Genomic DNA, 26,714 nt, shown 5'->3' with positions numbered 1-26,714 from the left:
CAATCCGCGGCGAGACCGGAGCACCTTGGCTCCACCTAAGCGAGCACAGTGGGGTCAATCTTGACCGCCTTGCACATGTTCGCGAAGTGCTCTTCGTCGACGGCTCGCAGGAACTCCATGCAGCGCCGGATGTGGCCGTGCACAGCTCTGGCGTCCAGCACTTCCACCGTTTCACTGCCTTCGCCGTGCGAGAAGCGATTGCAGAAGTCGTACACGTCGCGATAGGGCTCGTCGGGGTCGACTTGCACAAGCACCTCCAGCTGTTGGAGGAAGTTCGGCCGATGCGGTGCCTTGTAGCTCGCAAATGTCTCGAGAACTCGCCGAGCCGCGTTGGGCAGGAGGAACAGTCGTTCGTGGTCCTCCGTGTCCTGCACGCCCTTCATCACCATGGAGAAGAGGTATGCGTACTCCGAGGTGCTGTTGCGCAGCAGGGCCGGAAGCTGACCAACCTTCGTGGTGCGCCGGCTGTCAACCATGGCGGCGAACATCTCTAGGAACGCCACTCGCGGAAACCGGATCTCGTTGGCATCGCCGTCGCTGATCGCCTTCGCCGATGCGCTCCACTTGCTGCTGTGCGAGGAGATGAAGAGGCGCAGCAGGTTGAAGTCGTGAGTCAAAATCACATACTGCCCGAAGTGTTTTAGCGAGCTCACCAGCCACTGGTGTGTGGCGAACAGAGCCTCTCGGTCGAGAGAACTTGAGGGGTCGTCGATGACGACGATGCGTTGAGTCGGGTCAACTCCGCGAGTCTGCTGATCTTCGAGATTCCGGAGAAAGTACAGCAAGGACAGCGTGGTGCGCTCCCCTTCGCTGAGATTCGTTCCAGCACCATCGCCACGGCGACAGCTGTACGACCTGCCGTCGTCAGTCACGGCGATGCTGAGGTGCTCCTTTCCGTAGACCCGCGCCAAGTCACGGGTGAGAGTATCTGCCATCTCCTTCGTCGTGAACTGCTCCTGGCGCACGCGCTCGATCGCGCGCTCAGCCAAGGCGACAGCTTCGACAGCGCCTACGTTCGCCTCGTTGGCCTCGGCTGCCTGCGTTTCCAGGTCGCGAAAGACTTGGCTCTGGGAGCCGATGATGTGGTCGAGCACGACAGCGTTCCGATGAGCCGTCAGCTCTTCGTGCCGACGAGCCTGCTCATTGTGAGCCTTCACCGCCTCCGACAGGACCGTCGCGGAAACCGCGGCGTCGAGCACGCCACATTCAGGCTCGTCAGGGGTAACACTCGGATCGGCGATCTTCGCGTTGAGCGCGTTCTCGACCAACTCGACGCAGGCCACTCGCGCATCAACTTCGCGCCGAGCCTCATCTGCGGCGCGTTTGTAGGCAGTTTGGATGTCGCTTGACAGTGTCGAATGTGCTGGCAGAGACTCCAGCCACGTGTTCAAAGCCCTCTTCTGCTCCACTACCCGTGCCAGTAGCCGCTGTGCCTGGCTCCGGATCTGCAACCAGCTCTCGTCGAAGTGACGAGCAAGTTGTTCTCGCCGCTCCGTGGACAGCGTCCCGTCACAGAAAAGGCAGGTCTGCCGCACTTCGTGGAGCAAGAGCCCTTGCTCCACCCATTCCTGGGCCCGGAGGCTGGCTTCGAGCGCCGCGATCGCCACACGCGTCGGAGTGCGCGAGAGGACAGGTCCGAGTTCGTTCAGTCCTTCCAAGATCGTCGGCGGGTTCGCAACATCTGGGACCATCGAAGGTGCACCCTCGCCGAGTAGGACGAGCGCGTCTGCGTGAGCGCCATCGTCCGGAAAATCGCTGCTCGCGCTTCGAAGCATCTCGCTGACCTTGACGACCGAGTAGCGGTTCTTGCTGTAGTGGTTGTAGTCGAAGCGCTGGAGCTCGTCCACGATGCGGTCCTGCACGTCGCGAGCGAGCTTGTCGACCTTGAGCTGCGTCCTCCGCCTCACGTCCTCGGCCGTGTCCGCCTGATCTCGTAGATCTTGAATCTCGCGTTCGAGTTGCTTCTCCTTCTCCTTCGAGTCGATGGCGGCTTGCCCAAGGGTGACAATCGCGTCAGCGTTCTCACCGGCCAAGAACTCCGACAGGTTCGCCTCGACCCACGTTCGAGTGAACACGGCGATCGGTGACGGGCCACTTCCGCCCATCGAGACGCTCACCTTCCGCCTGTCATCCTGTTCCCACGAGACGGCCGTACAGGCTTGACCAGAGCCGAGGCTGAGTAGCAGTTCGGCCAGAGTGGACTTGCCGCTGCCGTTGTGCCCGTAGATGATGGTCGCAGTTCCCAGAGGCAGGTCGTCCGGCCAGAAGCCCTTGTTGAGGGACCGCCATTGGTCCCTCAGTTCGAGTCGGCGAAGCATGAGCTGACGGTAGTCGTCACCAACCTCATGCGCGGCCGATTCGACCAACTGCCGTCGGTTTCATCGCCCACCGGCCTCAGGCCTGAACTCCCCCGTATAAGGGAGTGACCTGCTTCCGAATCGGGAATCGAGTGGGACTTGATGTGGGGACGGTCGCTGACGACCGCGCGCCGTTTAGCGCCCCGGCGCGCTGGATCCACTCGGAAAAGGTCCCGCGTCGCGGCGCAGCGGGTGCCTTCCGTCGGGCAACGAATGGCCTACGTGGACGTCAGCCGGGTGACAGTGTGCTCTTTCCGTCGCGGGCAGGACGCTCGTCAACCACCCTGTGATCGACGCCGCGCTATATGGATGGCTTCCGATGCTGTGAGCTGGCGACGTGCGGCACGCTCAACGATATCCCGCAAGGCAGGGTCGACAATCTCGTGGCCGGCCAGCGCAAGCGCTGCGTTGGCGAACGCCAGTCGTTCGCTCCCATGCTTGTCTGCATCCGCGTCGCCCTCCATCCTGCAAGTATCCCATGGTCATGTGCCGCAGCCGCGGTGCCGAGTCGCGCCGACCTCGGTGGGGGTCCCTCAGGCCGCCCGACGCGAACATGCCGCCCACAGGGCCCACATTCTGCGACTCCCTATGATTTGCGTCGATCGTTCATCGACAGCAAGGGGGCATGGTGACCGCAACAACACGCGGACCGAGGGTCTTCGTCTCACACGCGAGTGCGGATGGCAAGTACGTGAAGAGCTTCGTCGAGGACATCCTGCTGCGCGGCGCGGAGCTCCGGTCCGCCGACGTCTTCTACTCTTCTGCCGCCGACATGGGTGTCAAGTCGGGTGAACACCTGATGGAGCGGGTCCGAGCTGAGGCAGGCGGCTCAGAGTTGATCGTCGCGATGGTCACTCCGATGTACCAGACACGGCCGGTGTGCGTTGCCGAGTTGGGCGCAGCCTGGGCTCGTGGAGTCCTCTTTCCTGTTCTCGCACCGGGCATGAGCAGGTCGGAGCTGGAGGGTGTGTTGCCCGGCCTACTGATCAAGCCCGCCGATGACGAGAGCGTTCTGGACGAACTGGCTGACCGCATCCGGGATCTCGGCTTCAGGTTCTCACTAGCGTCGTTCGGGGAGGGCAAGGCCAATTGGAAGTCCGATCTGCGTGGCGGTGTTTCACCGGCATCGCTACCTCCTGTTCCCAGTGCCGATGAGGTGAGCCGACTGCAACAGGAGTTGCGGAACACTCAAAGCGCGCTGGATAGCGCGAAGCGCGAGCTGGACGAGCAGCGTCAGCGCAACGACCGACTCAGGGCCGCGAAAACGGCAGCCGAAACTCGTGAGGCCGATCTGCCCACTGATGAATACGAGCGATTCAAAGCACTGCTCACAGGTACAAAAAATGCTGTCGCCGAGCTGGGTGGCTTCGCTGGAGCGAATGACGTCGTGGTCGACGCGGTATGGCACAACACGGCCGGACAGCAGATGTATCTGCCGAGCAATTTCGAGGACCCAGATCGCCACGACTCGATAAGCGCTGAGGTCAAGAACGGGCGACTGATCTTCGATGAGGACACCGGCGAGATCAGCCCGAACGCCGACTTCCCCGCGGTGGCGCATACCCGGGACGCCGTTGTGGAATTGACAGATTATCTCGACCCGGCTCTCCGCTCGGAGGCGTTTCTCGAGTGGTTCAGCCAGCAGTACGGGACGCCGATGGACTTGAGGATGAAGGCCTGCTGGGATGTCGTCATCTGAGGCACGTCCTACGGTGCTGTGATCGACAGGCTTCGCTCCCGCGAGTGCTGCTTCCTGATTGATCGCTGACCGGCACTTCGTTGCAGGAGATCGACGAACTGTTCGACGATCGCACCGTACAGCTCGGTCCACTGCAGCCGAAAGAGCGACGAGAGACGACGGCCGTCGCCGTCCGCAGCGTTGGCGACCATACGCGCGTGGCCGCCGGCGCTACCAGGGAGCCGCTCTGCCCGTCCCTCCCAACGACGGCCGGGACCTGTCTGGCCGACCGATACCCGCAACCCGCGTTACTTCATTTTAGAGCACCACATGCGCATTTTTTCTTCGTTTCGACGACCATTCTGGTCTTGTGTGCTTTACTAGGAGCATGGATCTAGCAGAGGTGGCGGCCCGGGATGCGCTGAACGCTGCCGTGGACACCTGTTCACGTAGCGGACTTGTCGATGCTTGGCGCAGGCTGGTGCAGGACGTCTACGCGAGCAATCTCGACCGCTACGAGCCGGATGAGCTCGGCGACACTGTGATGTCCTTCGGCATCCAGTGCTATGAGAACTTGAAGACGAGAGCGGTCCGAAGGTTCCGGCACGACGACCTCGAGATACCAGAGACACACTGGGACATCGACGGCCTTCGTGTCTGGACCCCGCGAAACGTCCTCACGTTCAATCTCGGAGGTGCGCGGGTCGTCACGATGAAGGTGCCGTTCATCGAGGGCCGGTCCCCCAACTGGCAGCGCAGCGCTGACTGGGAGCAGTACAGCCAGATCCGGTTAGCGATCGCCACCGAGAACTCGAGGGTGTTGCAATACCGAACCCCTCCTGTCGGAGCCTCTCCGATGTTCCCGCATCCCGGCTCCCCAGGGGCAGTCCGGAACTACATGCTCCTTTGGGCCGGCGAGCCAGACGTTGTCCTCACCGCGGGCTGGTTGGGCGTTCCGACACTCGGCGACACGCCGTTCGTCGCACAGACGAGTCTCTGGTGGGACGACGACCCCGACATCCGGGTCGCGCAGAAGACCACGCCTGATCGCGGTCCGAGCTTCAACGAGCGGCCCGTCGCCAAGCCCCAGGTCAGCCTCAAGGATCAGCACCAGGAAGGTCAGGCATGAGGCACACGCCGCATTCGCCAGCCGCCGGCACTGACTTCGACGGCACCCGACTGACCGTCGCCAGGAGGCTACGACGCAAGACCAAGGCCACCCTCGCACGCGATGTCGGCGTCACACCGACCGCCATCGGTCAGTTCGAGAACAACCTCTCGAACCCGACTCAAGCCGTGGTCGCCCAGCTTTGCCTGAAACTCGGCTTTCCTCGTGACTTTTTCGGCGCAGGGCGTCCACTCACGCTGTTGCCGGCGTCCGGAGCCCATTTCCGTTCACTGCGTTCGACCTCCGCCGCAGCACGAGAACAGGCCCTCGCCTACGGCGAGTTGTGCCTCGAACTGGTGGATCTCATCGGGGCCTACGTAGATCTGCCTCCAGTGTCGCTACCCGAGCTCGAGCTGCCGGAAGGACTATCCGATGAGGACATCGCCGAAGCCGCTCGCCTCACGCGCGAGGCCTGGAGCATTGAGCCCGGGCCTATAGCCTCAGTGGTCCAGGCCCTTGAAGCTCACGGAGTGATTGCTCTGCGCCTACCGGCGCGGACTGACGCCGCCGTCGACGCGTTCTCCACCCACTCAGGCAGACGACCGCTCGTGTTCCTCTCACCAGCCAAGGACGATAAGGCCCGTAGCCGGTTCGACGCCGCTCATGAGCTCGGACATTTGGTCCTACACCCCGACACCGAACCAGGCTCGAAGCTGGTCGAGCAGGAAGCCCACCGGTTCGCAGCCCACTTCCTTATGCCCCGAGACGAAATCGTCGACGACCTGCCGCACCGCATCGATTGGCCGACGTTCCACGACCTCAAGCGCCACTGGGGCGTCAGCCTGCGAGCTTTGGTGTTCCGCGCCCACACGCTCGGGCGGCTCTCCGACGCGTCATATCGTCGCGCCAATCAGCAGCTCTCAATCTGGGGCCTCCCCGAGCCCGGCCCACTCGGCCCCGCTGAGTCCCCGCAAGTACTTGGGATGGCTCGACAACTGATCACTGACAGCGGCTACGACTTCGACGACATCATGGCCGCCGGACGCGTCGCCCCAGAGGTCGCAGAGGCAGTCATGGACGCAGCGTCTACCGACCGACCGAAGCTGCGTTTCGTATGAGACACCGACTTCAGGAGCGTCGACGTCAAGGTGTGCACTGTCTAGGACTCGCCAACGACAACTATTGGCATGTGGACGTACCCGAGCAGCCCGAAACCGTGAAGCTATGAGTCCACGTCAGAGTGACGCTAATCCCGGCCCCCGATCAGCGGCCGCGGCCAACCAACCGCTGAAACGCGCGACAATCACCCAGACCGCGCGAAAGTACCTCCTGTCGGAGTCCGGCGGCCACTGCCAGAACCCTGTGTGCCGGCGTGACTTGCACGCCATCGTAGATGGTGATCTTGTGGCCGAACGGGCTCACATCATCCCCGCGAGCACAGGCGGCCCACGCGGCGACCATGAGCCTCAGATGGACGAGCTCGACCGTGCTGATGCCGACAACATCCTGCTTCTCTGCCCGACATGCCACACGATGATCGACCGTGCTCCCAACGATTTCCCCGTCGAGTTGCTGCGAGACTGGAAGCGCATCAGCCAGGATGCGAGGGCAGCAGCGTTCGGCACGCCCACGTTCGACAGCCGCGATGAGGCCCGTGCGTATATCGCCCGGCTTCTGGACGCTAACGCCCAGGTCTTCCGAGCTTACGGCCCCATCGAAGGCTCCCACGATGAAGACCGCGCCTGGTTGTGGAAGGACCTGGTGAAGCGCACCATCATCCCGAATAACGCGACGATCGTCGCCTTTCTGCAGGCCAACAGACATCTGCTGGGTGCCGACGAAATCGCGCTACTAAGCCAATTCGAGCTACACGCACAGCAACTCGCGGACCGGCACCTCAACGGCAACTGGGCGGCCGCCACTCTCAGATTTCCTGATGGGTTCGATAAGATGCTGGAGGATCCTCAGTGACGATTCGTGACTGGGTGCGAGACAAATTTGCGCGTGACGAGCTCGAAGCCACGCCAGTCGGCGTAGATGGACTCGAGGTGACGACACCCTCGCACCCCCACGCAGTTGTCGTCGTCCCCGACCCGGGGCCAGAGGTATTCGGTGCGCCACAACTGGAGGCGGTCGTTCGCGACTACCCGACAGTCGATGCCATTCTATTAATACGGCGTCCGGCCGACGAAGCCGCATTCGCCGCTGCCGCTGAACACGGGATCCAGATCGACACCTTGGGAAACGTCACCCGAGCGCTCAAAGAGCGTGGGGAGTTGAGCCGCTTTCAACACCCGGACGAGCGGTACCTGCGATCGCGCCTCGGTCGTTTACCCGCTGTGCGGAAGATAGACCGAATAGGACTCTCGGCCTGGCACATCGAGCGAAATTGCGGTCAGGCATCGCTAAAGATCATCACCCACGACCGCTACGAGTTTCCGGCGTCAGAACTGCGCGGAGTGCTGGATCTGCACCCTACGATTCGGCCATACGCAGTAGTGATCACGAACCCCAATACAAACGGACTCAGCACTCTGACCGTCAAGATAGCTCGACAGCAAGGGGTTCGGCTTTTCCTCCTCGGCGACTTCATCGACAACCTCAGACGTGCAACCGACTGAGCGGTGGCCGGTGCTGGGCGAGCTCCGGCGCACAGCTGCGAAGATTGGCGGCCTTGAGCTGCTGCTGTTCGGCTCAGCTCAACACTCAACGACTCCACGCGACATCGACGTGCTCGTGCTCTACGACGATCCCCTGAAGCTGAGCGCTCTCGTGGAGGCGGACATCTGGGAACTATACGAACCGCCGATCGATCTCATCGGCATGACCCGTAGCGAAGATAGCGAACTAGAGTTCACCGCAGAAACCGGAGCGACTCCGCTCTATTGACGACGCCACGACCAACGACAGCAACCGGCACGACCGTGGCTGATCGAGTATCCGCCAGCCGTTGCAACGGATGGCCGACGCCGCGTGCCTTGACGTACGGCAGGTCGATGAAGCGGTCACGCAACGATCGTCTCAACCCGCTCACAGCTCCGTAGGTGTGGGGCCCCTGAACTAGCGTTTCCGCTGGCAGACAGGGCAAAAGTGGCTCGAGCGGTTCATGAACTGTTCCCGCACGATGGGTGTGCCGCAGCGCGGGCAGGGATGCCCGACAAGTCCGTAGGCGGTCAGACTGCGGGCAAAGTATCCGCTGCTGCCGGCCACGTCGACATAGAGCGAATCGAACGAGGTCCCGCCCTGGGCAAGTGCCGCGGCCATGACCTCTCGCGCCGCATCGATCACCGCCGAGATCCTCGGCTTGCTCATCGACGATGCCGTCGACTCGCCGTGCACCTTGGCTGCCCACAGCGCCTCGTCGGCGTAGATGTTCCCGATGCCCGACACCAGCGTCTGGTCCAGCAACGCGCGCTTGATCCCGGTGCGCTTGGTCTTGATCCGCGCGACCGCGGCCGCTTGATCGAATTGCGGATCGAACGGGTCCGGCGCGATATGGGCGATCGGCGAGGGCAGCACGGCTCCGCCTTCGTCGTACATCAGGTGACCGAACGTGCGTTGATCGTCGAACCGCAGATCACTTCCGCCATCGGTGAAGGTAAACCGTGCCCGCTCATGTGCTGCGATCTCCGCATCTGGCGAGGTGATGAGCATCTGACCACTCATCCCCAGATGCATCAGCAACGCATCCGTTTCGTCCAGGATCAACCACATGTACTTGCCGCGGCGCGCAATCCCCGTGACCGTCGTACCGACCATCTGCGCTGCGAGATCTTCAGGACCGGCCATGTGCCGGCGTGCGGCCCGCGGATGCCGAATGATCGCCGAGGCAATCGTCCGGCCACGGACATGATGGTCGAGCCCTCGACGCACGACCTCGACTTCGGGGAGTTCAGGCATGGCCAACTACTTCCAGTCCCCGGACGACAGACCGGCTGCGATCTGTCACATCACCGAACACCAGCCCTCGGTTCCGCCCGTACACCTTCAACTCCCGCGTGGCGCTACCAAGCGCTATGCATTGACGTACAGTCGATCGAACCGTTGGGCCGGGTGAGAACTCGCGAGCTCTGATCATGAGTGATGCTTCGACGAAGGTTTCCGCTGGCAAACCAGGCAAACACGGCTCGAGCGGTTCATGAACTTCTCCCGTACGATCAGGGTCCCGCAGCGCTTGCATGGCAGTCCCTCACGCCCGTAGACATTGAGGTCTTCTCGTGAAGAGCCCGACTCCACACGTTTGTGACATTGATGTACGGGAAGAGCCTCGGACGCCCGTTTCCCCAGGTCAGCAGCATTAGTGCGGGACACGGATCGATTTTCAAGGGACCAGCGCTCCTCCCGATCGGACATGAGCACTCGACCATCATGACATTGAACGGGCACGCTGCGGGCGGTCAGACAGTGCCCGCCGTGACTCCAGCATCTGTCCCTCCCTGGGTCTCAAGAAGGAGATGTCTTCGAGACGCGCCTTCGGAGCACCGCCGAACCTTGCCATTGTCGACGCTGCATCTTCGATGGGACGCGAAAGCAGTCAAAGAACGGGTCGCGATGCTGTCTCGCATCCGCGATGCACCGTAGCGAGCGGCACGGCAACGGCGGCGGGGCGGTGCAACCACAGAGCACGCGGCCCCGCCGCTGATGACCGGTCCTACCCAGAAATGTCCGGCCGGAGTTCAGCCGTTCTGGTAGGCGATCGTCGTCATCATCCCGGCCTCCCCGTGGTAGACGTTGTGGCAGTGCGTGAGCCACCGGCCGGGGTTGTCGGCGTCGAACTCGACGCGGAGCGCCTTGCCGGGCAGGACGATGGAGGTGTCCTTGCGGGGCCCGCCGCCGGCGTGCTGGTAGGTGTGGCCGTGCAGGTGCATGGGATGCCACATCTTGGTGCTGTTCTTGAACTCCAGCGCGACGCGCTCCCCTTCGGCGATGCCGAGGGCGTCGCGCATGGGCTGCTCCATGTCCATGCGCTTGCCGTTGATCGCCCAGTCGTACTTCTCCATGCCCCCGGTCAGCTCGAGGACGAGTGTGCGGTCCACGGCGCGCTTGGGCGGGGCGGCTGCATCGATGGCCTTGAGGTCGGCCGCGGTGGCGGGAGCTTTCGTCTGCGGGAGCTTCGCGTCCTTGGCCGGGGCACTGCCGGATCCGGTGCGCAGGACAGCGCGGGCCTGGTCCTGCTTGCCCAGGGCCTCGGCGACGACCGCGAACGCTCCGTCGCCGGCGGTGACGATCGCGTCGTAGCGCTCGCCCATGCCGAGCACGACGCTCTCGGCTTCGAACGGTTTCACGGGGAAGCCGTCGGTGTGGGTGATGGTGAGCGGGTGCTCGGCGACGCCGAACCGGAAGGCGGTGTCGCCGCCGGCGTTGATGATCCGCAGCCTGACTTTCTGGCCCGGCTTCGCGGTGAAGGTTTCGGGGTCGGCCGCTGGCCTGCCGTTGATCAGGTGGAGCGGGTAGTAGACGTCGCCTGCGTCGCCGCCGAGCAGCGGCGAGGTCGCCCCCATCAGGGTGTTGCCCATCCGCATCGGCCCCATGTCCATTCCGCCGTGGTCCATCATGCCCTTGCCGAGTTCCTTGAGGACCTGGTCGGGCGTCGCGGTGACGCCGTCGAGCCAGTCGTCCAGGACGATGATCCACTCCTGGTCGTAGTCGGCCTTCTCGTTCGGGTCGTCGATGATCAGCGGCGCGTACAGGCCGCGGTCGAGCTGGGTGCCGACGTGCGGGTGGAACCAGTAGGTCCCGGCGTGCGGCAACACGAACTCGTAGGAGAACGTGCCGCCGGATCCGACCGGCTTCTGGGTGAGGTTCGGCACGCCGTCCATGTCGTTGCGCAGCGCCAGCCCGTGCCAGTGCACGGTCGTCGGGTCGGGCAGCTTGTTGGTGAGTGCGACCTTGAGCGTGTCGCCGACGTTGCCGCGGATCGGCTTGGTAGCCGATGCTCCGCTGAACGCCCAGGTCTTCGCCTCCTTCCCGGCCAGGTCCACGGTGACCGGCTCGGCAGTCAGGGCTCGCTGCACGGTTGCACCGGTGCGGCGGCGCTTGGACTCGGCCTCGGCGACGGCGGCGCTGTCCGGTCTGACGAACGAGGTCGTCTTGCTGGTGGAGGTGCAGCCGGCGAGGCCTGCGGCGGTGAGGGTCAGTGCGCCGGCGGCGAGGAACTGGCGGCGGTTCAGGTCGGTGTGCATGGTCGAACGATGTCCTTCTGTGTCGATGGTGAGCGGTGCCACGGGCATCGGCCTCGACGCGCTCGACGACCACGGATGGTCGGATGCGCAGGGCTCGTGGGCCCCGAGGGGCAGCGCCATGAGGGCGCGATGCCGTCGCAGATGCAGGGCAGGGTCATTGGCCCTGCTCCCGATGGGCAGGAGCGCCGCCGGGGCGCTCCCCGCTGCTCACGTGCGATAGATCGACAGTTCCAGGTGCGACAGCGCCAGCCGTCGGGGCGTCTGGGGCGGCGGCACCGGCTCGGGCGCGGGGCCGAGCTCGGGCAGTGTCGCGGCGAGCGGGGCGGGAAGGACGGGGATGCTCTTGCCTGCAGGCCCGGGGACGCAGGTGGAGCCTGAGCCGCTGCTCATGGCACCCGCGCAGCCGCCGGAGCCGTGGACCATGCCGTGCGGTCCGGACGCAGATGACGAGGAGACACTCGCCGCCGCGTGGGTGATGCCGGGCGTCGCCGGGGACGAATGCTTCATCGAGGCCATGGGGGCGCTCATGGCCGACGCCGCGGCACCGTTGGCCAGCGAGTGCATGCCGAGGAGGCCGGCGATCAGCAGAGCCGCGAGGACGACGAGCTGCAGCCGGTGCCGGCTGCGGCGGGGTTCGTCGGTCGCGGTCTCCACGTTGCACAGCATACCCCGGTGGCGTATCCCCGTCTCCGAGGGAGGATCCGTCGGCGCGGCGCACGCCCCGCCTTGCGGGAATACCCAGCAGGGGTATACGGTTGCTCGTACGCGGTACCCACCGGGGGTATCTCTACTGAGGAGGCAATCGATGGCTGCGAACGAGTACCAGGTGACGGGCATGACCTGCGGGCACTGCGAGATGTCGGTCCGCGAGGAGGTCAGCGAGGTCCCCGGCGTCGAAGAGATCCAGGTCAGCGCGCAGACCGGCAAGCTCGTCGTGTCCGGCTCCGGCGACATCGACGAGGCGAAGGTCCTGGCCGCGGTCGAGGAGGCCGGCTACACGGCCGTGCGCGCCCGACGACACCATCACCAGCGCGGCTCACGCTCCCCGTCGACTCCGACGGCGACGGGGGCTGAGCGCGCACCACTGACCGCACGGGCATGACTGCCCTGCGCATGAGCCGGACGCCGCAAGAGCCGGGACGAAAGAAAGGACGCAGAGGATGACTGCACCAGCGCCGCTCAGCACGGACGCCGGCATCGAGCTGGAGATCGGCGGGATGACCTGCGCCTCGTGCGCGAACCGGATCGAGCGCAACCTCAACAAGCTCGACGGCGTCGCCGCGTCGGTCAACTACGCCACCGAGAAGGCCAAGGTCACCGTGCCCGCGGGCTACGACCCGCAGCTGCTGGTCGCCGAGGTCGAGAAGACCGGCTACACCGCGGCCCTGCCCAAGCCCCCGAGCTCCACGACCGCCGCGACGGCCGACCGCGAGGGCGAGGACGCCGACCCGGAGCTGACCTCGCTCAGGCAGAGGCTGATCGGGTCGATCGTGCTCACCGTCCCGGTGATCGCGATGGCGATGATCCCTGCCCTGCAGTTCACCTACTGGCAGTGGGCCTCGCTGACCCTGGCCGCGCCGGTGATCGTCTGGGCGGGCTGGCCTTTCCACAAGGCCGCATGGACCAACCTCAAGCACGGCACCGCGACGATGGACACGCTCGTCTCGATGGGCACCTCGGCGGCGTTCCTGTGGTCGCTTTACGCGCTGTTCCTCGGCCACGCCGGCATGCCCGGCATGAAGCACCCGTTCGAGTTCGCCCTGGCACGCTCCGACGGCGCGAGCAACATCTACCTCGAGGCCGCCGCCGGGGTGACGATGTTCATCCTCGCCGGCCGCTACTTCGAGAAGCGCTCCAAGCGCCAGGCCGGTGCCGCGCTGCGCGCGCTGCTCGACCTCGGAGCGAAGGAGGTCTCGGTGTTCCGCGACGGGACCGAGGTCAAGGTCCCGACCTCCGAGCTGGCCGTCGGCGACGAGTTCGTCGTCCGCCCCGGCGAGAAGATCGCCACCGACGGGACGGTCGTCTCCGGCACCTCCGCGGTGGACGCCTCCATGCTCACCGGCGAGTCCGTGCCCGTCGAGGTCGCGGCCGGGGACCCCGTCACCGGCGCGACCGTCAACGCCGGCGGGCGACTGGTCGTCCGGGCGACCCGGGTCGGCTCGGACACCCAGCTGGCGCAGATGGCCAGGCTCGTCGAGGACGCCCAGTCCGGCAAGGCCGCCGTCCAGCGCCTGGCCGACCGGATCTCCGGCGTCTTCGTCCCGATCGTCATCGCCATCGCGGTCGTCGCCCTCGCGGCGTGGCTGATCTCCGGGGCCGGCGTCTCCGCGGCGTTCACCGCCGCGGTCGCGGTCCTGGTCATCGCCTGCCCCTGCGCCCTCGGCCTGGCCACTCCGACCGCCCTGCTCGTCGGCACCGGCCGCGGCGCGCAGCTGGGAATCCTGATCAAGGGCCCCGAGGTGCTGGAGTCCACCCGCCGTGTTGACACCGTAGTGCTGGACAAGACCGGCACCGTCACCACCGGCAGGATGACCCTCGTCGACGCGGTCACCGAGCCCGGCACCGACCGCGCCGAGCTGCTGCGCCTGGCCGGGACCCTGGAGGACGCCTCCGAGCACCCGATCGCCCAGGCCGTCGCCAAGGGCGCGGTCCAGGAGGTCGGGCAGCTGCCGACGCCGGAGGACTTCGCCAACGTCGAGGGCAAGGGCGTGCAGGGCGTCGTCGACGGCCACGCCGTGCTCGTCGCCCGGGAGTCCCTGCTGGCCGACTGGTCCCAGCACCTCTCCCCCGCCGTCGCCGCCGCCAAGGCGACGGCCGAGGGCGAGGGCAAGACCGTCGTCGCCGTCGGCTGGGACGGGCAGGCCCGCGGGATCCTCGTCGTGGCCGACACGGTCAAGCCCACCAGCGCCGAGGCCATCCAGGGACTGAAGGGCCTGGGCCTGACGCCGGTGCTGCTGACCGGCGACAACGAGGCCGTGGCCAAGCGCATCGCCGCCGAGGTCGGCATCGACCAGGTCATCGCTGAAGTCCTGCCCAAGGACAAGGTCGCCGTCGTCGCCCGCCTCCAGGCCGAGGGGAAGGTCGTCGCGATGGTCGGCGACGGCGTCAACGACGCCCCCGCCCTGGCCCAGGCCGACCTCGGCCTGGCCATGGGCACCGGCACCGACGTCGCGATCGAGGCCTCCGACATCACCCTGGTGCGCGGCGACCTGCGCGCCGCGGTCGACGCGATCCGGCTCTCCCGCAGGACGCTGGGCACGATCAAGGCCAACCTGTTCTGGGCCTTCGCCTACAACGTCGCGGCCATCCCGGTCGCGGCGCTGGGCATGCTCAACCCCATGCTCGCGGGCGCGGCGATGGCGTTCTCGTCCGTCTTCGTCGTCGGCAACAGCCTCCGCCTGCGCGGGTTCGGCAGCATCGTCTCGGTCCGCGCACGATGATCAGGCCCTGATCAGCGCCGGCGAGACCGGCGTGCGCCGCGGTCCATCAGGCCTTGTGAGCGGCGCAGGTCACGGGGCCCAGACGGGCGCGCGAGCGCCGGGCCATCGGTTCATCGCGTGCGCGCCCGGACCCGTTCATACACGGTCCTGCGTGACGCGTTGGAGATTGCCTTCTAGCTGTAGCCCGGCAAGGTTGCCGTGATCTGCTGGGCGATGGTTCGAGCGTCGTGTTGGACGAATCCCAGCAAGGCCGATCCGATCGTGGTTCGCCACGGTCGGCCGAGTAGTCGGCCACCTGATCCCGCCCCGGGTAGGTGTCGGCCGGTGCAGGGAAGACCCGGCCCGGCAGGTTCGCGTACTGAGCAGCTGGCGCTCGCGGTGGGACTCGCTGAAGCTCTTCACACGCCACCTCCAGCCCGGCCTGGCCGCCACCGACGACCAGAACCTCATGATCGACAGCCGTCATCAGCCCGGCAGCTCACTTCCGCTCGCGTCGCCCGCCATACGTCGATCCTGGCACAAGCGACACTCTCCCTCCCGGGCGCGGCCAACAACACGATCACCACGTTGAAGGAATACCCCATAGGGGTATACGGTTGCAGAGACCAGGATCGAGACGAGGATACGGAGTCCACATGCGAAAGCGACTGACAGCAGCACTGGCCGCGGGAGTGCTCGGCGGAGCGCTGGCCCTCACCGGATGCACCAGCGCCGGACAGGACCATCAGGGCCACGGCAGCAGCTCAGCCAGCACCCCGGCCAGCAGCGACGGCGGGATGGACCACTCGTCGATGGAGCACCCCATGGACGGCGGGCCCGCGCCCGCGGGCATCAAGACCGCCGCCGCCCCGAAGTACCCGGTCGGCACGAAGGTGATCCTCACCGCCGACCACATGATGGGCATGGACGGCGCGAAGGCGACCATCGTCGGGGCCTACAGCACTTACACCTACGCTGTGGACTTCACCCCCACTACCGGCGGCGATCCGGTCAAGGACCACAAGTGGGTCGTCCAGCAGGAGATCAAGGACGCCGGCAGCAAGCGGTTGGCCGACGGCACCGAGGTCACCCTGGAGGCCGACCATATGAAGGGCATGAAGGGCGCGAAGGCCACCATCGCCTCCTCCACCGATCAGACCGTCTACATGGTCGACTACGAGGCCGGCGGCATGAAGATGACCAACCACAAGTGGGTCGTCGAGAGCGAGATCAAGCCGGCCTCCTGAGCCGGCCACCACCGCAGAGCAGGGCCCGGACAAGGGAAGCAGCAATGACAGATCCGAACGCGCACCAGCACCACCACGGCGACGTCGCAGACGAGACGGCGAGCAGCGGGCACGACGCCGTCACGACGACCACGCACCACCACGGGAACGACCCGCACGCCGGGCACCACGACCAGACCATGGAGCCCGGGCAGCACGATCATCACAGCGGACACGAAGCGCACGGGGACCACGCGGGTCACGGCGGTCATGGAGGCCACGGCGACCACGTGGGCCAGTTCCGTCGGCTGTTCTGGATCAATCTCGTCATCGCCGCCCCGGTGGTGGCGCTCTCCCCGATGTTCGCCATGCTGCTGGGCTACTCGGTGCCCGGCTGGTCGGGATGGGTCGCAGCGGTGCTCGGCACCGTCATGTACGTCTGGGGCGGCAAGCCGTTCCTCACCGGTGCCTGGAGCGAGCTGAAGAGCCGCAAGCCGGGGATGATGCTGCTGATCGCGCTGGCGATCACCGTGGCGTTCTTCGCGTCCTGGGCCGCCACCCTCGGGCTGGTCGACCACGAGTTGGAGTTCTGGTGGGAGCTGGCGCTGCTGATCGTGATCATGCTGCTGGGGCACTGGATCGAGATGCGCTCCCTGGCCCAGACCACCTCCGCGCTGGACTCCCTGGCCGCGCTCCTGCCCGACGAGGCCGAGCGCGTCGAGGGCGACGACGTCGTCAAGGTCGCGCCGGCCGAGCTGCGCGTCGGCGACGTCGTCATCGTCCGACCCGGCGGCAGCGTCCCTGCCGACGGCACCGTCGTCGACGGGCGAGCCGACATGGACGAGTCGATGATCACCGGCGAGTCCCGGCCGGTCGCCCGCGGCGAGGGCGACCCGGTCACCGCCGGCACGGTGGCCACCGACTCCGGCCTGCGGGTCGAGATCACCGCCACCGGTGACGACACCGCCCTGGCCGGCATCAACCGGCTCGTCGCCGAAGCCCAGAACTCCTCCTCCCGCGCCCAGCGCATCGCCGACCGCGCCGCCGCGTGGCTGTTCTGGTTCGCCCTCGGAGCCGCGCTGATCACCGCGACCGTCTGGACACTGGCCGGGTCCCCCGACGACGCCGTGGTCCGCACGATCACCGTCCTCGTGATCGCCTGCCCCCACGCCCTGGGCCTGGCGATCCCGCTGGTCGTCTCCATCGCCACCGAGCGCGCCGCCCGCGGCGGCGTCCTGGTCAAGGACCGCCTCGCCCTGGAGTCGATGCGCCAGGTGAACGCGGTGCTGTTCGACAAGACCGGCACCCTCACCAAGGGAGAGCCCACCGTCACCGGCGTCGAGCCGACCGGAGACCTGGACGCCGACGCCGTGCTCGCCCTGGCGGCGTCGGCCGAGGCCGACAGCGAGCACCCGCTCGCCCGGGCCATCGTCGCCGCCGCGAAGGACCGCAGCCTGGCCTTCGAGCCCGGGAGCGGCTTCACCTCTTCGCCCGCCGTCGGCGTCACCGCGACTGTGGCCGGCCACGCAATCCGCGTCGGCGGGCCCCGGCTGCTCGAGGAGACCGGCCAGTCCGAGATCGACGCGGCCGATGCCTGGCGCGGCGAGGGCGCGATCATCCTGCACGTCCTGCGCGACGGCCAGGTGGTCGGCGGGCTCAAGCTCGCCGACGAGGTCCGATCGGAGTCCCGCGACGCCGTCGACGCCCTGCACCGGCTCGGCGTCGAGGTCGTCATGATCACCGGCGACGCCGAGGCCGTCGCGAACGAGGTCGGCCGGGAGCTCGGCATCGACCGCGTCTTCGCCGGCGTCCGCCCCGAGGACAAGTCGGCCAAGGTCGCCCAGCTGCAGCACGAGGGCAAGAAGGTGGCCATGGTCGGCGACGGCGTCAACGACGCCCCCGCCCTTGCCCAGGCCGACGTCGGAATCGCCATCGGAGCCGGCACCGACGTCGCCATCGCCTCCGCCGGCGTCATCCTCGCCAGCTCCGACCCCCGCTCGGTGCTCTCGGTCATCCAGCTGTCGAAGGCCGCCTACCGGAAGATGAAGCAGAACCTGTGGTGGGCCGCCGGCTACAACCTGATCTCCGTCCCGCTCGCGGCCGGCGTCCTCGCACCCATCGGGTTCGTGCTGCCGATGTCGGTCGGCGCGATCCTGATGTCGCTGTCCACCGTCGTCGTCGCCCTCAACGCCCAGCTGCTGCGGCGCATCGACCTCACACCCCAAGCCAGCACCCGCTCCGTCCTGGAGCGCCAGAAGTGAAGGACACGCCCATGACACTCGACACCACCACCGACGACATCGGCACCGCCAGCCCCGGCACCGAGGTCGACGCAGCGGCCCACCATCACGGCTACATCAGCGACAAGGACCGCTACCTGACGCGCATGAAGCGCATCGAGGGCCAGGCCCGCGGCATCGCCAAGATGATCGACGACGAGAAGTACTGCATCGACATCCTCACCCAGGTCTCGGCGCTCACCCGAGCTCTGCAGGGCGTGGCGACCGGACTGCTCGACGATCACCTCAAGCACTGCGTCCTCGACGCCGCCAAGCAAGGCGACGACGACGCGGCCATCGCCAAGATCCAGGAAGCCACCGACGCGATCAACCGCCTCGTCCGCTCCTGAGGCTCGCGAGCAGCGCACCCGCGCACACGAAGGAGCAAGGACCGATGCCCCGTTTCGACCCGCTGACCGCGGAGACCGCCGTCGGCGCGTCCCGGGACCTGCTCGGCGAGCTCGTCGAGCGCCACGGCACCGTGGGCGACATGGTCTCCACGATGGCCCACTCCCCGGCCGTCCTCGGCGGCTATCTGCAGCTGAGCCGGGCCATGCGCCGCGCCAAGCTCGACCGGAGGATCAGCGAGCTGATCTCCATCGCCGTGCAGGCGCAGCAGGGCTGCGGCCTGTGCCTCGACTCGCACGTCGCCGCCGCCCGCTCCCTGGGCGTCGCCGAGGAGGAGATCAGCCTCGCCCACCAGGGCACGTCGAGCGAGCCGTCCGTGGCGGCGATGATCCGGCTCGGGCTGCAGGTCTATCGGGAACCGACCTCCGTCACCGACGAGCAGATCGACCAGCTCCGTGCTTTCGGCTACAGCGACCGCGCGATCGCCGACGTCGTCGGCGTCGTCGCGCTCAACATCCTCACCGGCGCGTTCAACCTCGTCGCCGGACTGAGACCTGATGAGCAGCGCTGACGCGAGCGTCCCACGACCTGGAGCCGTGCTGATTGGCCGCTGAGGTACTGATCGGTTTCCTGGTCGGTCCCGTCGGCTTCCGCCAACGTCCCACTGCTTGCCGTCCTCCACCGCGGGTACGAGTTCGGACGTGGGTGACGAGCGCAGCGGGGTCCGCACGGCTTCATCACCGCGAACTGGGCAGCGTGGTTCGCCGATGTGCGGACACGGGTGTGGCGCGTTCGCCGTGAGCGGCGATGTGAGGAGGGTTCCTGATGGACGTGCTGAATGCGGTCGGTCGTGCGCTGGCGATGGCCGGAGCGATGGGATGGCAGATCCTTTGGCCGCTGGTCCTCGGCTTCACGCTGTCGGGCGTCATCCAGGCAGTCGTGCGCACGGAGCGCGTCACCCAACTGATGTCGGACGACTCGCCGAGGTCGATCGCGGTCTCCGCGCTGATGGGGGCGGCGTCCTCGTCGTGCTCCTATGCCGCCGTCGCGCTGGCGCGGGCACTGTTCCGCAAGGGAGCGCACTTCGCCGCGGCCATGGCCTTCGAGATCGCCTCGACCAACCTGGTGCTCGAGCTGGGGCTCGTGCTGTGGTTCGTCATGGGCTGGCAGTTCACCGCGGCTGAGTTCGTCGGCGGCCCGATCATGATCGTGCTGGTCGCGCTCGGATTCAGGCTCTGGATGCGCGGCCGCATCGTCGACGCCGCCCGCCAGCAGGCAGACCGGGGGCTGGCCGGATCGATGGAGGGACACGCCGCCATGGACATGTCGGTTCCGGGCGACGCCGGGTTCTGGTCCCGCTTGCTCTCCCGGGACGGCGTGACCGCGGTCTCCCGCTACTTCGTGATGGACTGGACCGCCGTGCTCCGCGACATCGTGCTGGGGCTGCTGATCGCCGGCGCGTTCGCCGCCTGGGTGCCGAAGGCCTGGCTTCAGGCGGTGTTCTTCACCGACGACCCCGTCGCCTCCTTCGTGCTGGGTCCACTGATCGGGCCGCTTCTGGCCGTCATCAGCTTCGTCTGCTCGGTGGGCAACGTGCCGCTCGCGGCGGTGCTGTGGAATGGCGGCATCAGCTTCGGCGGGGTTGTCAGCTTCCTCTTCGCCGACCTGATCATCGTCCCGATCATCCTGATCTACCGCAAGTACTACGGATGGAAGGCCACGATTCGTATCGGCCTGATCTTCTACGCCGCGATGGCGATCGCCGGGTACGTGGTCGAGCTGATCTTCGGCCCGCTCGGGCTCGTGCCCAGTTTTCGGAATCTGTCCATCGGCGAGACAGGCATCAGCTGGAACTACACCACCTGGCTCAACATCGCCTTCCTCGCCCTCGCAGGCATTCTCCTCCTGGTCTTCTTCCGCACGGGCAGCGGCAGCATGCTCGGCATGATGGGCGGATCCCCCCGACCCACCGAACCCGGCAGCTCCGGTTCACCCGCCCACGGCTGACACCAACAGTGCGGCCCCGCGGGTCTCCACCCGTCGGCCACCCGACGCTGCCGCGGCGGCGTCGTGCTTGCGGACCATCATGGCGGCGACCTCTCGTCCCCACAGCGTCCCTCCCCCGCCGCGGTTTGAGCGACCGCTTCCGCAGCTAGCGCCCTCCCGCGCCGCAGCGAACGCCGCCCCGCCGTCTCGGTGATGGACAGCCGTGTCCCCCTGGGCTCGGCTTGTCTTGGCCCCAGCTTCACGGCAGTGCATGACTGATTAGTCCATCTGAGGTATGGTGTGCCCGTGCGTGTGCGCCCGGTCCCGACATCCAGCCGATTCCTCGGCTGGATCGTCGTCCTCGTCGCAGCCGTCGCGATCGTGCTCGGCGCGGTAGCCACCATTCAAACCTCCAGCCAGACGTCGGCGACGCCGCATACCCAAGCCATCGTCAGCCCGGCCGCGCATCGGCAAGCCCAGACCGAGGAAGACCGCGCGGCGGATCACAGATGGCGTGCGAGCGCACTGGCGGCCGTGTCGCCGCCCCTCCACGCCGCCCCGCTGCGCAGCAGCTTCTCGATGAAGCCCTCCTCCGACTCCGACCACGGCTCCGGCGACGGCAGCTGCCCGCTGCTCGCCGCGGCATGCATGATCGCCCTGATGGTTGTCCTGGTGGGCTGGAGGCTCCGTCGTCCCGGCGCATCGGTGATCCGTATTCTGCCGCGGATGGCAACCCAGGTCGGGCAGGTCTCCTACGCGCGCTACATACCGGCGGCTCGATCTCTACTCATGTTCGGGATCTGTCTGACCTGATCGGCGAAGGGGAGGCACAGCCTCTCTCGCCGCGTTGACTTCCATGGCGTGACCGTCTACCGCCGCCAGTGCCGCGGCGAGACGCCCGCGCTGTTCCCTGCGTGCATCGCCACGTTCAGCTGGCATACCATCGGCTGCCCCTGTTCACACGAACCCACTCGCGTTCGGTGATCTGCATCCGTGTGCCCGTATTCGGAGATCCCATATGCTTCGTCTCGCCAGGCCCGGCCCGGTCAAGAACCGGCGTGTCGTTGTCGCGGCAGCCGCCTCGGCAACGCTTCTTCTCGTTACTTCGGCCTGCACTCCTGGTGCCGGTGCATCCCCGACTGGTGGCACCAGTCGCGGAGCCGTCCCCGATCCAGGCCTAGTTCTGTTCAAGCCGTCCGACCGGCAGCGAGCCGCAGTCGCCGAAGGGCCCAAGGTCATGGGATCGGGGGCCGCGACTACGAGGCATCCGGGCAAGGTCGTGGTGATCAATGTCTGGGCCTCTTGGTGCGGCCCCTGCCGCAAGGAGGCCCCCGACCTGGCCGCTGCGAGCCGCAGCACGGCCGAGGTCGCCCGCTTCGTCGGCCTCAACATCAGGGATCAGCGAGATGCGGCGCAGGCGTTCAGCCGTGCCGTCAAGATGCCGTATCCGAGCATTTTCGACCCCGAGGGGCAACAGTTGGTCAAGTTCTCCGGGCAACTGTCGACCACCGCCATCCCAACAACGCTGGTGATCGACGAGCAGCAGCGCAGCGCGGCCCGAATCACGGGCCCCGTCGATCGCGACACCCTGACCCAGTTGATCAACGACACCGCCAACGGCAGGTGAGCGGCAATGCTTGATCAACTGGCCGCATGGGCGACACAGTCGGTGAGCGGGTCGATGCCGGTCGCCCTCCCGGTCGCGTTCCTCGCCGGTTTGGTGTCGTTCTTCTCCCCCTGCGTCATCCCGCTGCTGCCCGGCTACATCTCCTACGCCACTGGCATGTCTGCCGCCGATCTCGTCGCCGGCGGCTCACGGCATCGTCTGGGACGGACCTTGATGGGCAGCAGCCTGTTCGTCGCCGGGTTCGGCGTGGTCTTCGTTGCGAGCGCGTCCCTGGCCGGGCTGCTGGGCAGCAGGTTCATCACCTGGCAGGACCCGCTCACCCGAGTCATGGGCGTGATCATGATCGGGCTCGGACTGGCCTTCGCCGGCCTCCTCCGCTTCGCCCAGCGCGACCTGCGACTCAGTTGGCTACCTCGCTTCGGGCTTCTCGCGGCCCCGCTGATCGGCTTCGTCTTCGGGCTGGGCTGGACGCCGTGCATCGGGCCGACCCTCGGGGTCGTGCTGACCATGGCGATGAGTCAGGCGACCGCAGCCAAAGGGGCGTGGCTGGCCATCGCGTACACGCTCGGACTCGGCATCCCGTTCATCGCCGCGGCGATCGCGTTCAACAAGATCAGCACCGCCGCCCGCGCACTGCGGAACAGGCAACAGTTGATCATGCGCATCGGCGGCGTCTCCATGATCATCGTCGGCCTGCTGATGGCCACCGGTTTGTGGACCAATGTGATCGGTGCGCTCCGACAATCCATCAGCGGATTCGTGACGGTGATCTGATGAAACGACCGCACGGAAACGGCACTCCGGACCAGCGCCGTCGAAAGCAACGCCAACGCGAGATGAACCGTCAACTGCGCGTGTGGACTCCGCGCCGCGTCGCCGGTTGGATCCTGGTCGTGCTGGCCGTGGTGATGGGCATCACGCACTGGCTCGCGCACCTGGGATGGAGGCCGATCCCACTGGCCATGGGCTGGCAAGACCTGGTGCTCGGATATCCCGCGGCCGGCGTTCTCGCAGTTGTCGGCAGCATTGTCATCACTTCCCGCCGCCCAGGATCCGGTCGTCAGAATCATCGCTGACGAGCACTCACCGAGCCCATGCAATGTCGAACTGCTCCGGACAACGGCAGACGCTCACGGCATGACGCCGCCAATCTCTCGACACCCTTGAAACCCAGCGGAGGCAGCCAATGATTCCGTCCCCCGCACCGGCGATGGCCCGGTGGCCAGGCACCAGCGTTCCCAGGCATCGAAGCGATACCGATTACGTCCCCCATTACGCTCCCCTTCGGGCGTTGCGCGGGGCTCCGCCTACCGGCCGCTCGGTACTCGGCACGTCCGAGTTCCGCCACGCCGAGGTCGGAAAGGAGTCGTGCCCGTGATAGACCACGTCCTGCCCGTGCTCTTCATTCCGAGCCCTCCGTGGAGGGAATGGTTGCTGTTCGGGCGACTCCCGATCCGGGCGTACGCGCTGTGCATCATCGCGGGCGTGATCATCGGCACGATCGTCGCCACCCGACGGTGGATCGCCCGAGGCGGCAGCCGCGACGCGGTCGAGACCGTCGCCCTGGTATCGGTGCCGTTCGGCATCGTCGGAGCCCGCCTCTACCACGTGATCACCGACTACCAGCTCTACTTCGGACCGGGCCGCACCTGGTATCGAGCGTTCTTCGTCTGGGACGGCGGCCTGGGCATCTGGGGCGGTGTCGCGCTCGGCGCGTTCGGCGGCTACCTGGTCGCGCGCCGCCGCCGGATCAGATTCTGGGCGCTCGCCGATGCTCTCGCGCCGGGGGTGGCCATCGCCCAGGCCGTCGGCCGCCTGGGCAACTGGTTCAATCAGGAGCTCTTCGGCCGGCCGTCCACGCTGCCGTGGGCCTTGGAGATCGACCCGCAGTACCGGCCCGTCGGCTACGAGCAGTACGCCACCTTCCACCCGACGTTCCTGTACGAGCTGATCTGGGACCTCGCGGTGGCATCGCGGTGATTGCGCTCGACCGTCGGTTCCGGCTGGGCCACGGCAAGGCGTTCATGCTGTATGTGATGCTCTACACCGCCGGCAGAGCATGGGTGGAGCACCTGCGCATCGACCCCGCGCATCACCTCGGCCCGTTCCGGCTCAACGACTACGTCTCGGTGATCGTCTTCCTGGCCGCCCTGAGCTGCTTCCTCTGGCTGATCCGCAACAAGCCGGGCCGGGAGGAAATCGTGGAGGGCGACCAGGTCCACGACGCCGGCCAGCCGAGCAACCCTCCGAGGGACCAGCCAGCATCGACGATCCAACGGCCCACATCGGAAGGGCAACACTCGGGTAGCGCTGGGAGCCGAGACGGTGGTCGGGCATGACGTCCCGGCGTGATACGTCGACCGGCAGCATCGCCAGCGCGGCAGCCAGCGTGGTGGACGGTGCTGTTCTCAGCGGGTCAACCGGTGCGGCTTCGAGCGGGATCCTCGCCGATCGCAGGCTCCGATCGCTGGGCCGGCTGATCTTGGCGACCCTGTCCGGGTCCGCGGTCGGGTTCGCGTTTCAGCCGTACGCGCTGTGGCCGCTGGGCTTCCTCGGCGTAGCGGGACTGTCGGTGGCCGTTCGCAAGGCTCCGGCACGTCGCGGCTTCGCGGCCGGGTACGCGTTCGGGGTGGCGATGCTCCTGGTGGCGATCGGCTGGGTCCGGGTGATCGTCGGCGGCGGCGCGGCCGCCTACCTGGGTGTGGTCGGCCTGATCGGATTCGAGGCCGTCTTCTTCGGGCTGCTCGGCGTCGCGCTGTCGATGATCGGGCGGCTCCGGTTCTGGCCGGTGATCGCCGCTGCTGCCTGGGTCGGCGTCGAGTACCTCTACTCGCGATATCCGTTCGGCGGTTTCGGCTGGACCCGTCTGGCCTACACCGCAGTGGATACCCCGCTGGCCGGACTGCTGCCCTTCATCGGCACCGTAGGCGTGTCGTTCGCGGTGGCTCTGCTGGCCCAGTGCGTCGGCTGGCTGGCGATCGAGATCATCCGGGCACGGCGATCGCACGGACCGCTGACACGCAGCATGGTGGCCCGGACAGCGATACCGGCATTGGCGACCTGGTCGATCGTGATGGGCACGGGTTTGGCCCTGTCCGGGTGGAATCCCGGCCCGCCGGCCCCTGCACAGAAGGCGCGTGTGGGCATAGTCCAGGGCAACGTGCCGGGGAAAGGGATCGACGCGATGGGCCGGATGCGCGCCGTCACCGCGAACCACGTCCAGGAGACCCGCCGACTGATCAACGCCGCAGACCAGGGACGGATCGCCCGGCCCGACTTCGTCCTGTGGCCGGAGAACTCCACCGACATCGACCCGACCGTCGACCCGATCACGCGCGACCAGCTGCAGTCCGCGACCGAGCTTGCCGGGGTTCCCATCTTCGCCGGAGCGGTGATGGACGGCCCCGGCGTCGACCAGCGGCAGACCAGCGGCCTGTGGTGGGACCCCCGCCGGGGCATCGTGGCCCGCTACGACAAGCGCAACCTGGTCCCGTTCGGCGAATGGATCCCCTTCCGCGACCGACTGCTGCCCGTGTTCCCGATCTTGAAGCTGGTCGGCGCACAGTCGGTGCCGGGCACCCGGCCCGGCGCACTCCCGGTCCCCCTCCGCCTGGCCGGCGGCCCGGAGCAGCCGGTCATCGTGGGGGATGCGATCTGTTTCGAGCTGGCCTACGACGACACGATCTACGACGTGATCACCGGCGGTGCGCAGCTCTTCCTGGTCCAGAGCAACAATGCGACCTACGTCGGGACCGGCCAGGTCGACCAGCAGTTCGCCATCACCCGGGCACGAGCGATGGAGACCCGCCGCGAGATCGCCGTCGCCACCACCAACGGAGTCTCCGGCTTCATCGGCCGGGACGGCCGTGTGCAGTGGAAGACCCACGAGCGCACCGCCGCCTCGACCGTGGTGACGATGCCGCTGCGCACCAACATCACCCCGGCGGTGCGGATCGCCCCCTGGCTGGAGCGTGGCCTCGCACTCCTCGCGCTGAGCGGCTGCCTCACGGCGACGGTCGGGCGTGGCCGCGCCCGCCGGCGAGAGCGGCAGGAGCGTGATGATGATCGTGAGTAGCCTGATCTGCACCGCGGTTCTGATGGTGGCGACCGGCCTGGGCTGCGTACGGACGCGCCCTTCTGCACGAGTGTTTCCCGGGTTGCTCCAGGTGGCCGGAGCCTGGAGCGCCTGCCTGCTACTTGTGGACCTTTGGCGTCGCGGTGCCGTCACTGTGGCGTCGATCGCGACGCTGTTGACCGTCTGCGCCGTGTCGATGATCTGGTTGCGGAGGGCGGCTGGCAGCACCGAAGACACCTCTGACGACTTCCAGCTCTGGGAAAGCGAGCTCGCCAGCCCGGAGGTGTCGGAGGAATGAGCGTCTCCCGCGCGACCGGCCTCGCCCTGCTGGTCAGCCTCGCGCTGATGCACCCGATGGTGTTGACGTCAGCCGAACCCGTGCCGCCGAGCAATTCGTCGGTGCACCGCGTGCCACCCGACGCGCAGCCG

25 protein-coding genes and 1 pseudogene are annotated in these 26,714 nt (G+C 66.9%); 20 read left to right on the top strand and 6 right to left on the bottom strand.

Annotation, left to right across the window (positions count from 1 at the left end; all coding sequences use genetic code 11):
* Nucleotides 1–35: 35 nt before the first annotated feature.
* Nucleotides 36–2,366, bottom strand: a complete 2,331-nt coding sequence (locus tag CLV29_RS02985; protein WP_243831685.1) for an AAA family ATPase — start codon at nt 2,364–2,366, stop codon at nt 36–38.
* A gap of 266 nt (nt 2,367–2,632) precedes the next feature.
* Complete coding sequence (locus CLV29_RS02980) at nt 2,633–2,821, bottom strand: hypothetical protein (protein WP_133753578.1); 189 nt, start codon at nt 2,819–2,821, stop codon at nt 2,633–2,635.
* A 227-nt stretch (nt 2,822–3,048) separates the two neighbouring features.
* Here CLV29_RS02980 and CLV29_RS02975 point away from each other — a divergent pair, with 227 nt between their 5' ends.
* From CLV29_RS02975 to CLV29_RS02950, 6 genes are all read left to right on the top strand, one after another.
* Nucleotides 3,049–4,056, top strand: coding sequence for a hypothetical protein (locus CLV29_RS02975; RefSeq protein WP_166649109.1), 1,008 nt, complete (start codon nt 3,049–3,051; stop codon nt 4,054–4,056).
* A 367-nt stretch (nt 4,057–4,423) separates the two neighbouring features.
* Nucleotides 4,424–5,164 (top strand): hypothetical protein, encoded by a 741-nt coding sequence (locus tag CLV29_RS02970; RefSeq protein WP_133753576.1) that lies wholly within the window; start codon nt 4,424–4,426, stop codon nt 5,162–5,164.
* Nucleotides 5,161–6,261, top strand: a complete 1,101-nt coding sequence (locus CLV29_RS02965) for an XRE family transcriptional regulator (RefSeq protein ID WP_133753575.1) — start codon at nt 5,161–5,163, stop codon at nt 6,259–6,261. Before CLV29_RS02970 ends, CLV29_RS02965 begins: the two co-directional genes overlap by 4 nt.
* 106 nt (nt 6,262–6,367) lie before the next feature.
* Entirely contained in the window at nt 6,368–7,114 is a 747-nt protein-coding gene (locus CLV29_RS02960) for an HNH endonuclease (protein WP_133753574.1), read from the top strand.
* A complete protein-coding gene (locus CLV29_RS02955; protein WP_133753573.1) occupies nt 7,111–7,764 on the top strand; it encodes a hypothetical protein in 654 nt (217 codons plus the stop codon). The genes CLV29_RS02960 and CLV29_RS02955 overlap by 4 nt, the downstream gene beginning before the upstream one ends.
* Before the next feature lie 10 nt (nt 7,765–7,774).
* Nucleotides 7,775–8,032: a hypothetical protein gene (locus tag CLV29_RS02950; protein WP_133753572.1), complete on the top strand. Its 258-nt coding sequence runs from the start codon at nt 7,775–7,777 to the stop codon at nt 8,030–8,032.
* A 171-nt stretch (nt 8,033–8,203) separates the two neighbouring features.
* Here the strand turns inward: CLV29_RS02950 and mutM are convergent, their stop codons facing one another.
* From mutM to CLV29_RS02930, 4 genes are all read right to left on the bottom strand, one after another.
* Entirely contained in the window at nt 8,204–9,043 is an 840-nt protein-coding gene (mutM, locus tag CLV29_RS02945) for a bifunctional DNA-formamidopyrimidine glycosylase/DNA-(apurinic or apyrimidinic site) lyase (RefSeq protein ID WP_133753571.1), read from the bottom strand.
* A 174-nt stretch (nt 9,044–9,217) separates the two neighbouring features.
* The gene (locus CLV29_RS17180) at nt 9,218–9,496 is read right to left on the bottom strand and encodes a zinc finger domain-containing protein (protein ID WP_133754985.1); all 279 of its coding nucleotides are present in this window, start codon (nt 9,494–9,496) and stop codon (nt 9,218–9,220) included.
* A gap of 323 nt (nt 9,497–9,819) precedes the next feature.
* On the bottom strand, nt 9,820–11,325 hold the full coding sequence (locus CLV29_RS02935; protein ID WP_133753570.1) for a multicopper oxidase family protein: 1,506 nt from the start codon (nt 11,323–11,325) through the stop codon (nt 9,820–9,822).
* A 207-nt stretch (nt 11,326–11,532) separates the two neighbouring features.
* On the bottom strand, nt 11,533–11,979 hold the full coding sequence (locus CLV29_RS02930) for a DUF6153 family protein (protein ID WP_133753569.1): 447 nt from the start codon (nt 11,977–11,979) through the stop codon (nt 11,533–11,535).
* A gap of 151 nt (nt 11,980–12,130) precedes the next feature.
* On the opposite strand from CLV29_RS02930, the gene CLV29_RS02925 reads away from it, so the two are divergent.
* From CLV29_RS02925 to CLV29_RS02860, 14 genes and pseudogenes are all read left to right on the top strand, one after another.
* Nucleotides 12,131–12,427, top strand: a complete 297-nt coding sequence (locus tag CLV29_RS02925; RefSeq protein ID WP_133753568.1) for a heavy-metal-associated domain-containing protein — start codon at nt 12,131–12,133, stop codon at nt 12,425–12,427.
* Between the two features lie 58 nt (nt 12,428–12,485).
* A complete protein-coding gene (locus tag CLV29_RS02920) occupies nt 12,486–14,765 on the top strand; it encodes a heavy metal translocating P-type ATPase (RefSeq protein ID WP_133753567.1) in 2,280 nt (759 codons plus the stop codon).
* Nucleotides 14,766–15,400: 635 nt separating this feature from the next.
* Nucleotides 15,401–15,991, top strand: coding sequence for a YdhK family protein (locus CLV29_RS02915; RefSeq protein ID WP_133753566.1), 591 nt, complete (start codon nt 15,401–15,403; stop codon nt 15,989–15,991).
* Between the two features lie 44 nt (nt 15,992–16,035).
* On the top strand, nt 16,036–18,231 hold the full coding sequence (locus CLV29_RS02910) for a heavy metal translocating P-type ATPase (RefSeq protein WP_133753565.1): 2,196 nt from the start codon (nt 16,036–16,038) through the stop codon (nt 18,229–18,231).
* A gap of 11 nt (nt 18,232–18,242) precedes the next feature.
* Nucleotides 18,243–18,599 carry a metal-sensitive transcriptional regulator gene (locus CLV29_RS02905; protein WP_208292732.1) on the top strand — a complete coding sequence of 119 codons (357 nt, stop codon included), beginning with the start codon at nt 18,243–18,245 and terminating at the stop codon, nt 18,597–18,599.
* Nucleotides 18,600–18,643: 44 nt separating this feature from the next.
* On the top strand, nt 18,644–19,168 hold the full coding sequence (locus CLV29_RS02900) for a carboxymuconolactone decarboxylase family protein (RefSeq protein ID WP_133753563.1): 525 nt from the start codon (nt 18,644–18,646) through the stop codon (nt 19,166–19,168).
* A 254-nt stretch (nt 19,169–19,422) separates the two neighbouring features.
* Complete coding sequence (locus CLV29_RS02895; RefSeq protein ID WP_133753562.1) at nt 19,423–20,604, top strand: permease; 1,182 nt, start codon at nt 19,423–19,425, stop codon at nt 20,602–20,604.
* A 285-nt stretch (nt 20,605–20,889) separates the two neighbouring features.
* On the top strand, nt 20,890–21,396 hold the full coding sequence (locus CLV29_RS02890) for a hypothetical protein (protein ID WP_133753561.1): 507 nt from the start codon (nt 20,890–20,892) through the stop codon (nt 21,394–21,396).
* 205 nt (nt 21,397–21,601) lie between these two features.
* On the top strand, nt 21,602–22,210 hold the full coding sequence (locus tag CLV29_RS17105) for a TlpA family protein disulfide reductase (protein WP_133753560.1): 609 nt from the start codon (nt 21,602–21,604) through the stop codon (nt 22,208–22,210).
* A gap of 6 nt (nt 22,211–22,216) precedes the next feature.
* Complete coding sequence (locus CLV29_RS02880) at nt 22,217–22,984, top strand: cytochrome c biogenesis CcdA family protein (RefSeq protein ID WP_133753559.1); 768 nt, start codon at nt 22,217–22,219, stop codon at nt 22,982–22,984.
* On the top strand, nt 22,984–23,286 hold the full coding sequence (locus tag CLV29_RS02875) for a hypothetical protein (RefSeq protein WP_133753558.1): 303 nt from the start codon (nt 22,984–22,986) through the stop codon (nt 23,284–23,286). Before CLV29_RS02880 ends, CLV29_RS02875 begins: the two co-directional genes overlap by 1 nt.
* 313 nt (nt 23,287–23,599) lie before the next feature.
* Nucleotides 23,600–24,549 (top strand): annotated as a pseudogene (gene lgt / locus CLV29_RS17175) (prolipoprotein diacylglyceryl transferase).
* Nucleotides 24,546–26,285 carry an apolipoprotein N-acyltransferase gene (gene lnt / locus CLV29_RS02865; protein WP_133753557.1) on the top strand — a complete coding sequence of 580 codons (1,740 nt, stop codon included), beginning with the start codon at nt 24,546–24,548 and terminating at the stop codon, nt 26,283–26,285. Before lgt ends, lnt begins: the two are co-directional and overlap by 4 nt.
* A complete protein-coding gene (locus CLV29_RS02860; RefSeq protein WP_166649106.1) occupies nt 26,269–26,583 on the top strand; it encodes a hypothetical protein in 315 nt (104 codons plus the stop codon). The genes lnt and CLV29_RS02860 overlap by 17 nt, the downstream gene beginning before the upstream one ends.
* The last annotated feature ends 131 nt before the right edge of the window (nt 26,584–26,714 follow it).

Origin of the sequence: Naumannella halotolerans, from assembly GCF_004364645.1 — a bacterium.
GTDB classification, from domain to species: domain Bacteria; phylum Actinomycetota; class Actinomycetes; order Propionibacteriales; family Propionibacteriaceae; genus Naumannella; species Naumannella halotolerans.
The sequence above is the reverse complement of the archived record's forward strand: the minus strand, read 5'-3'. Positions and strand labels throughout refer to the sequence as shown.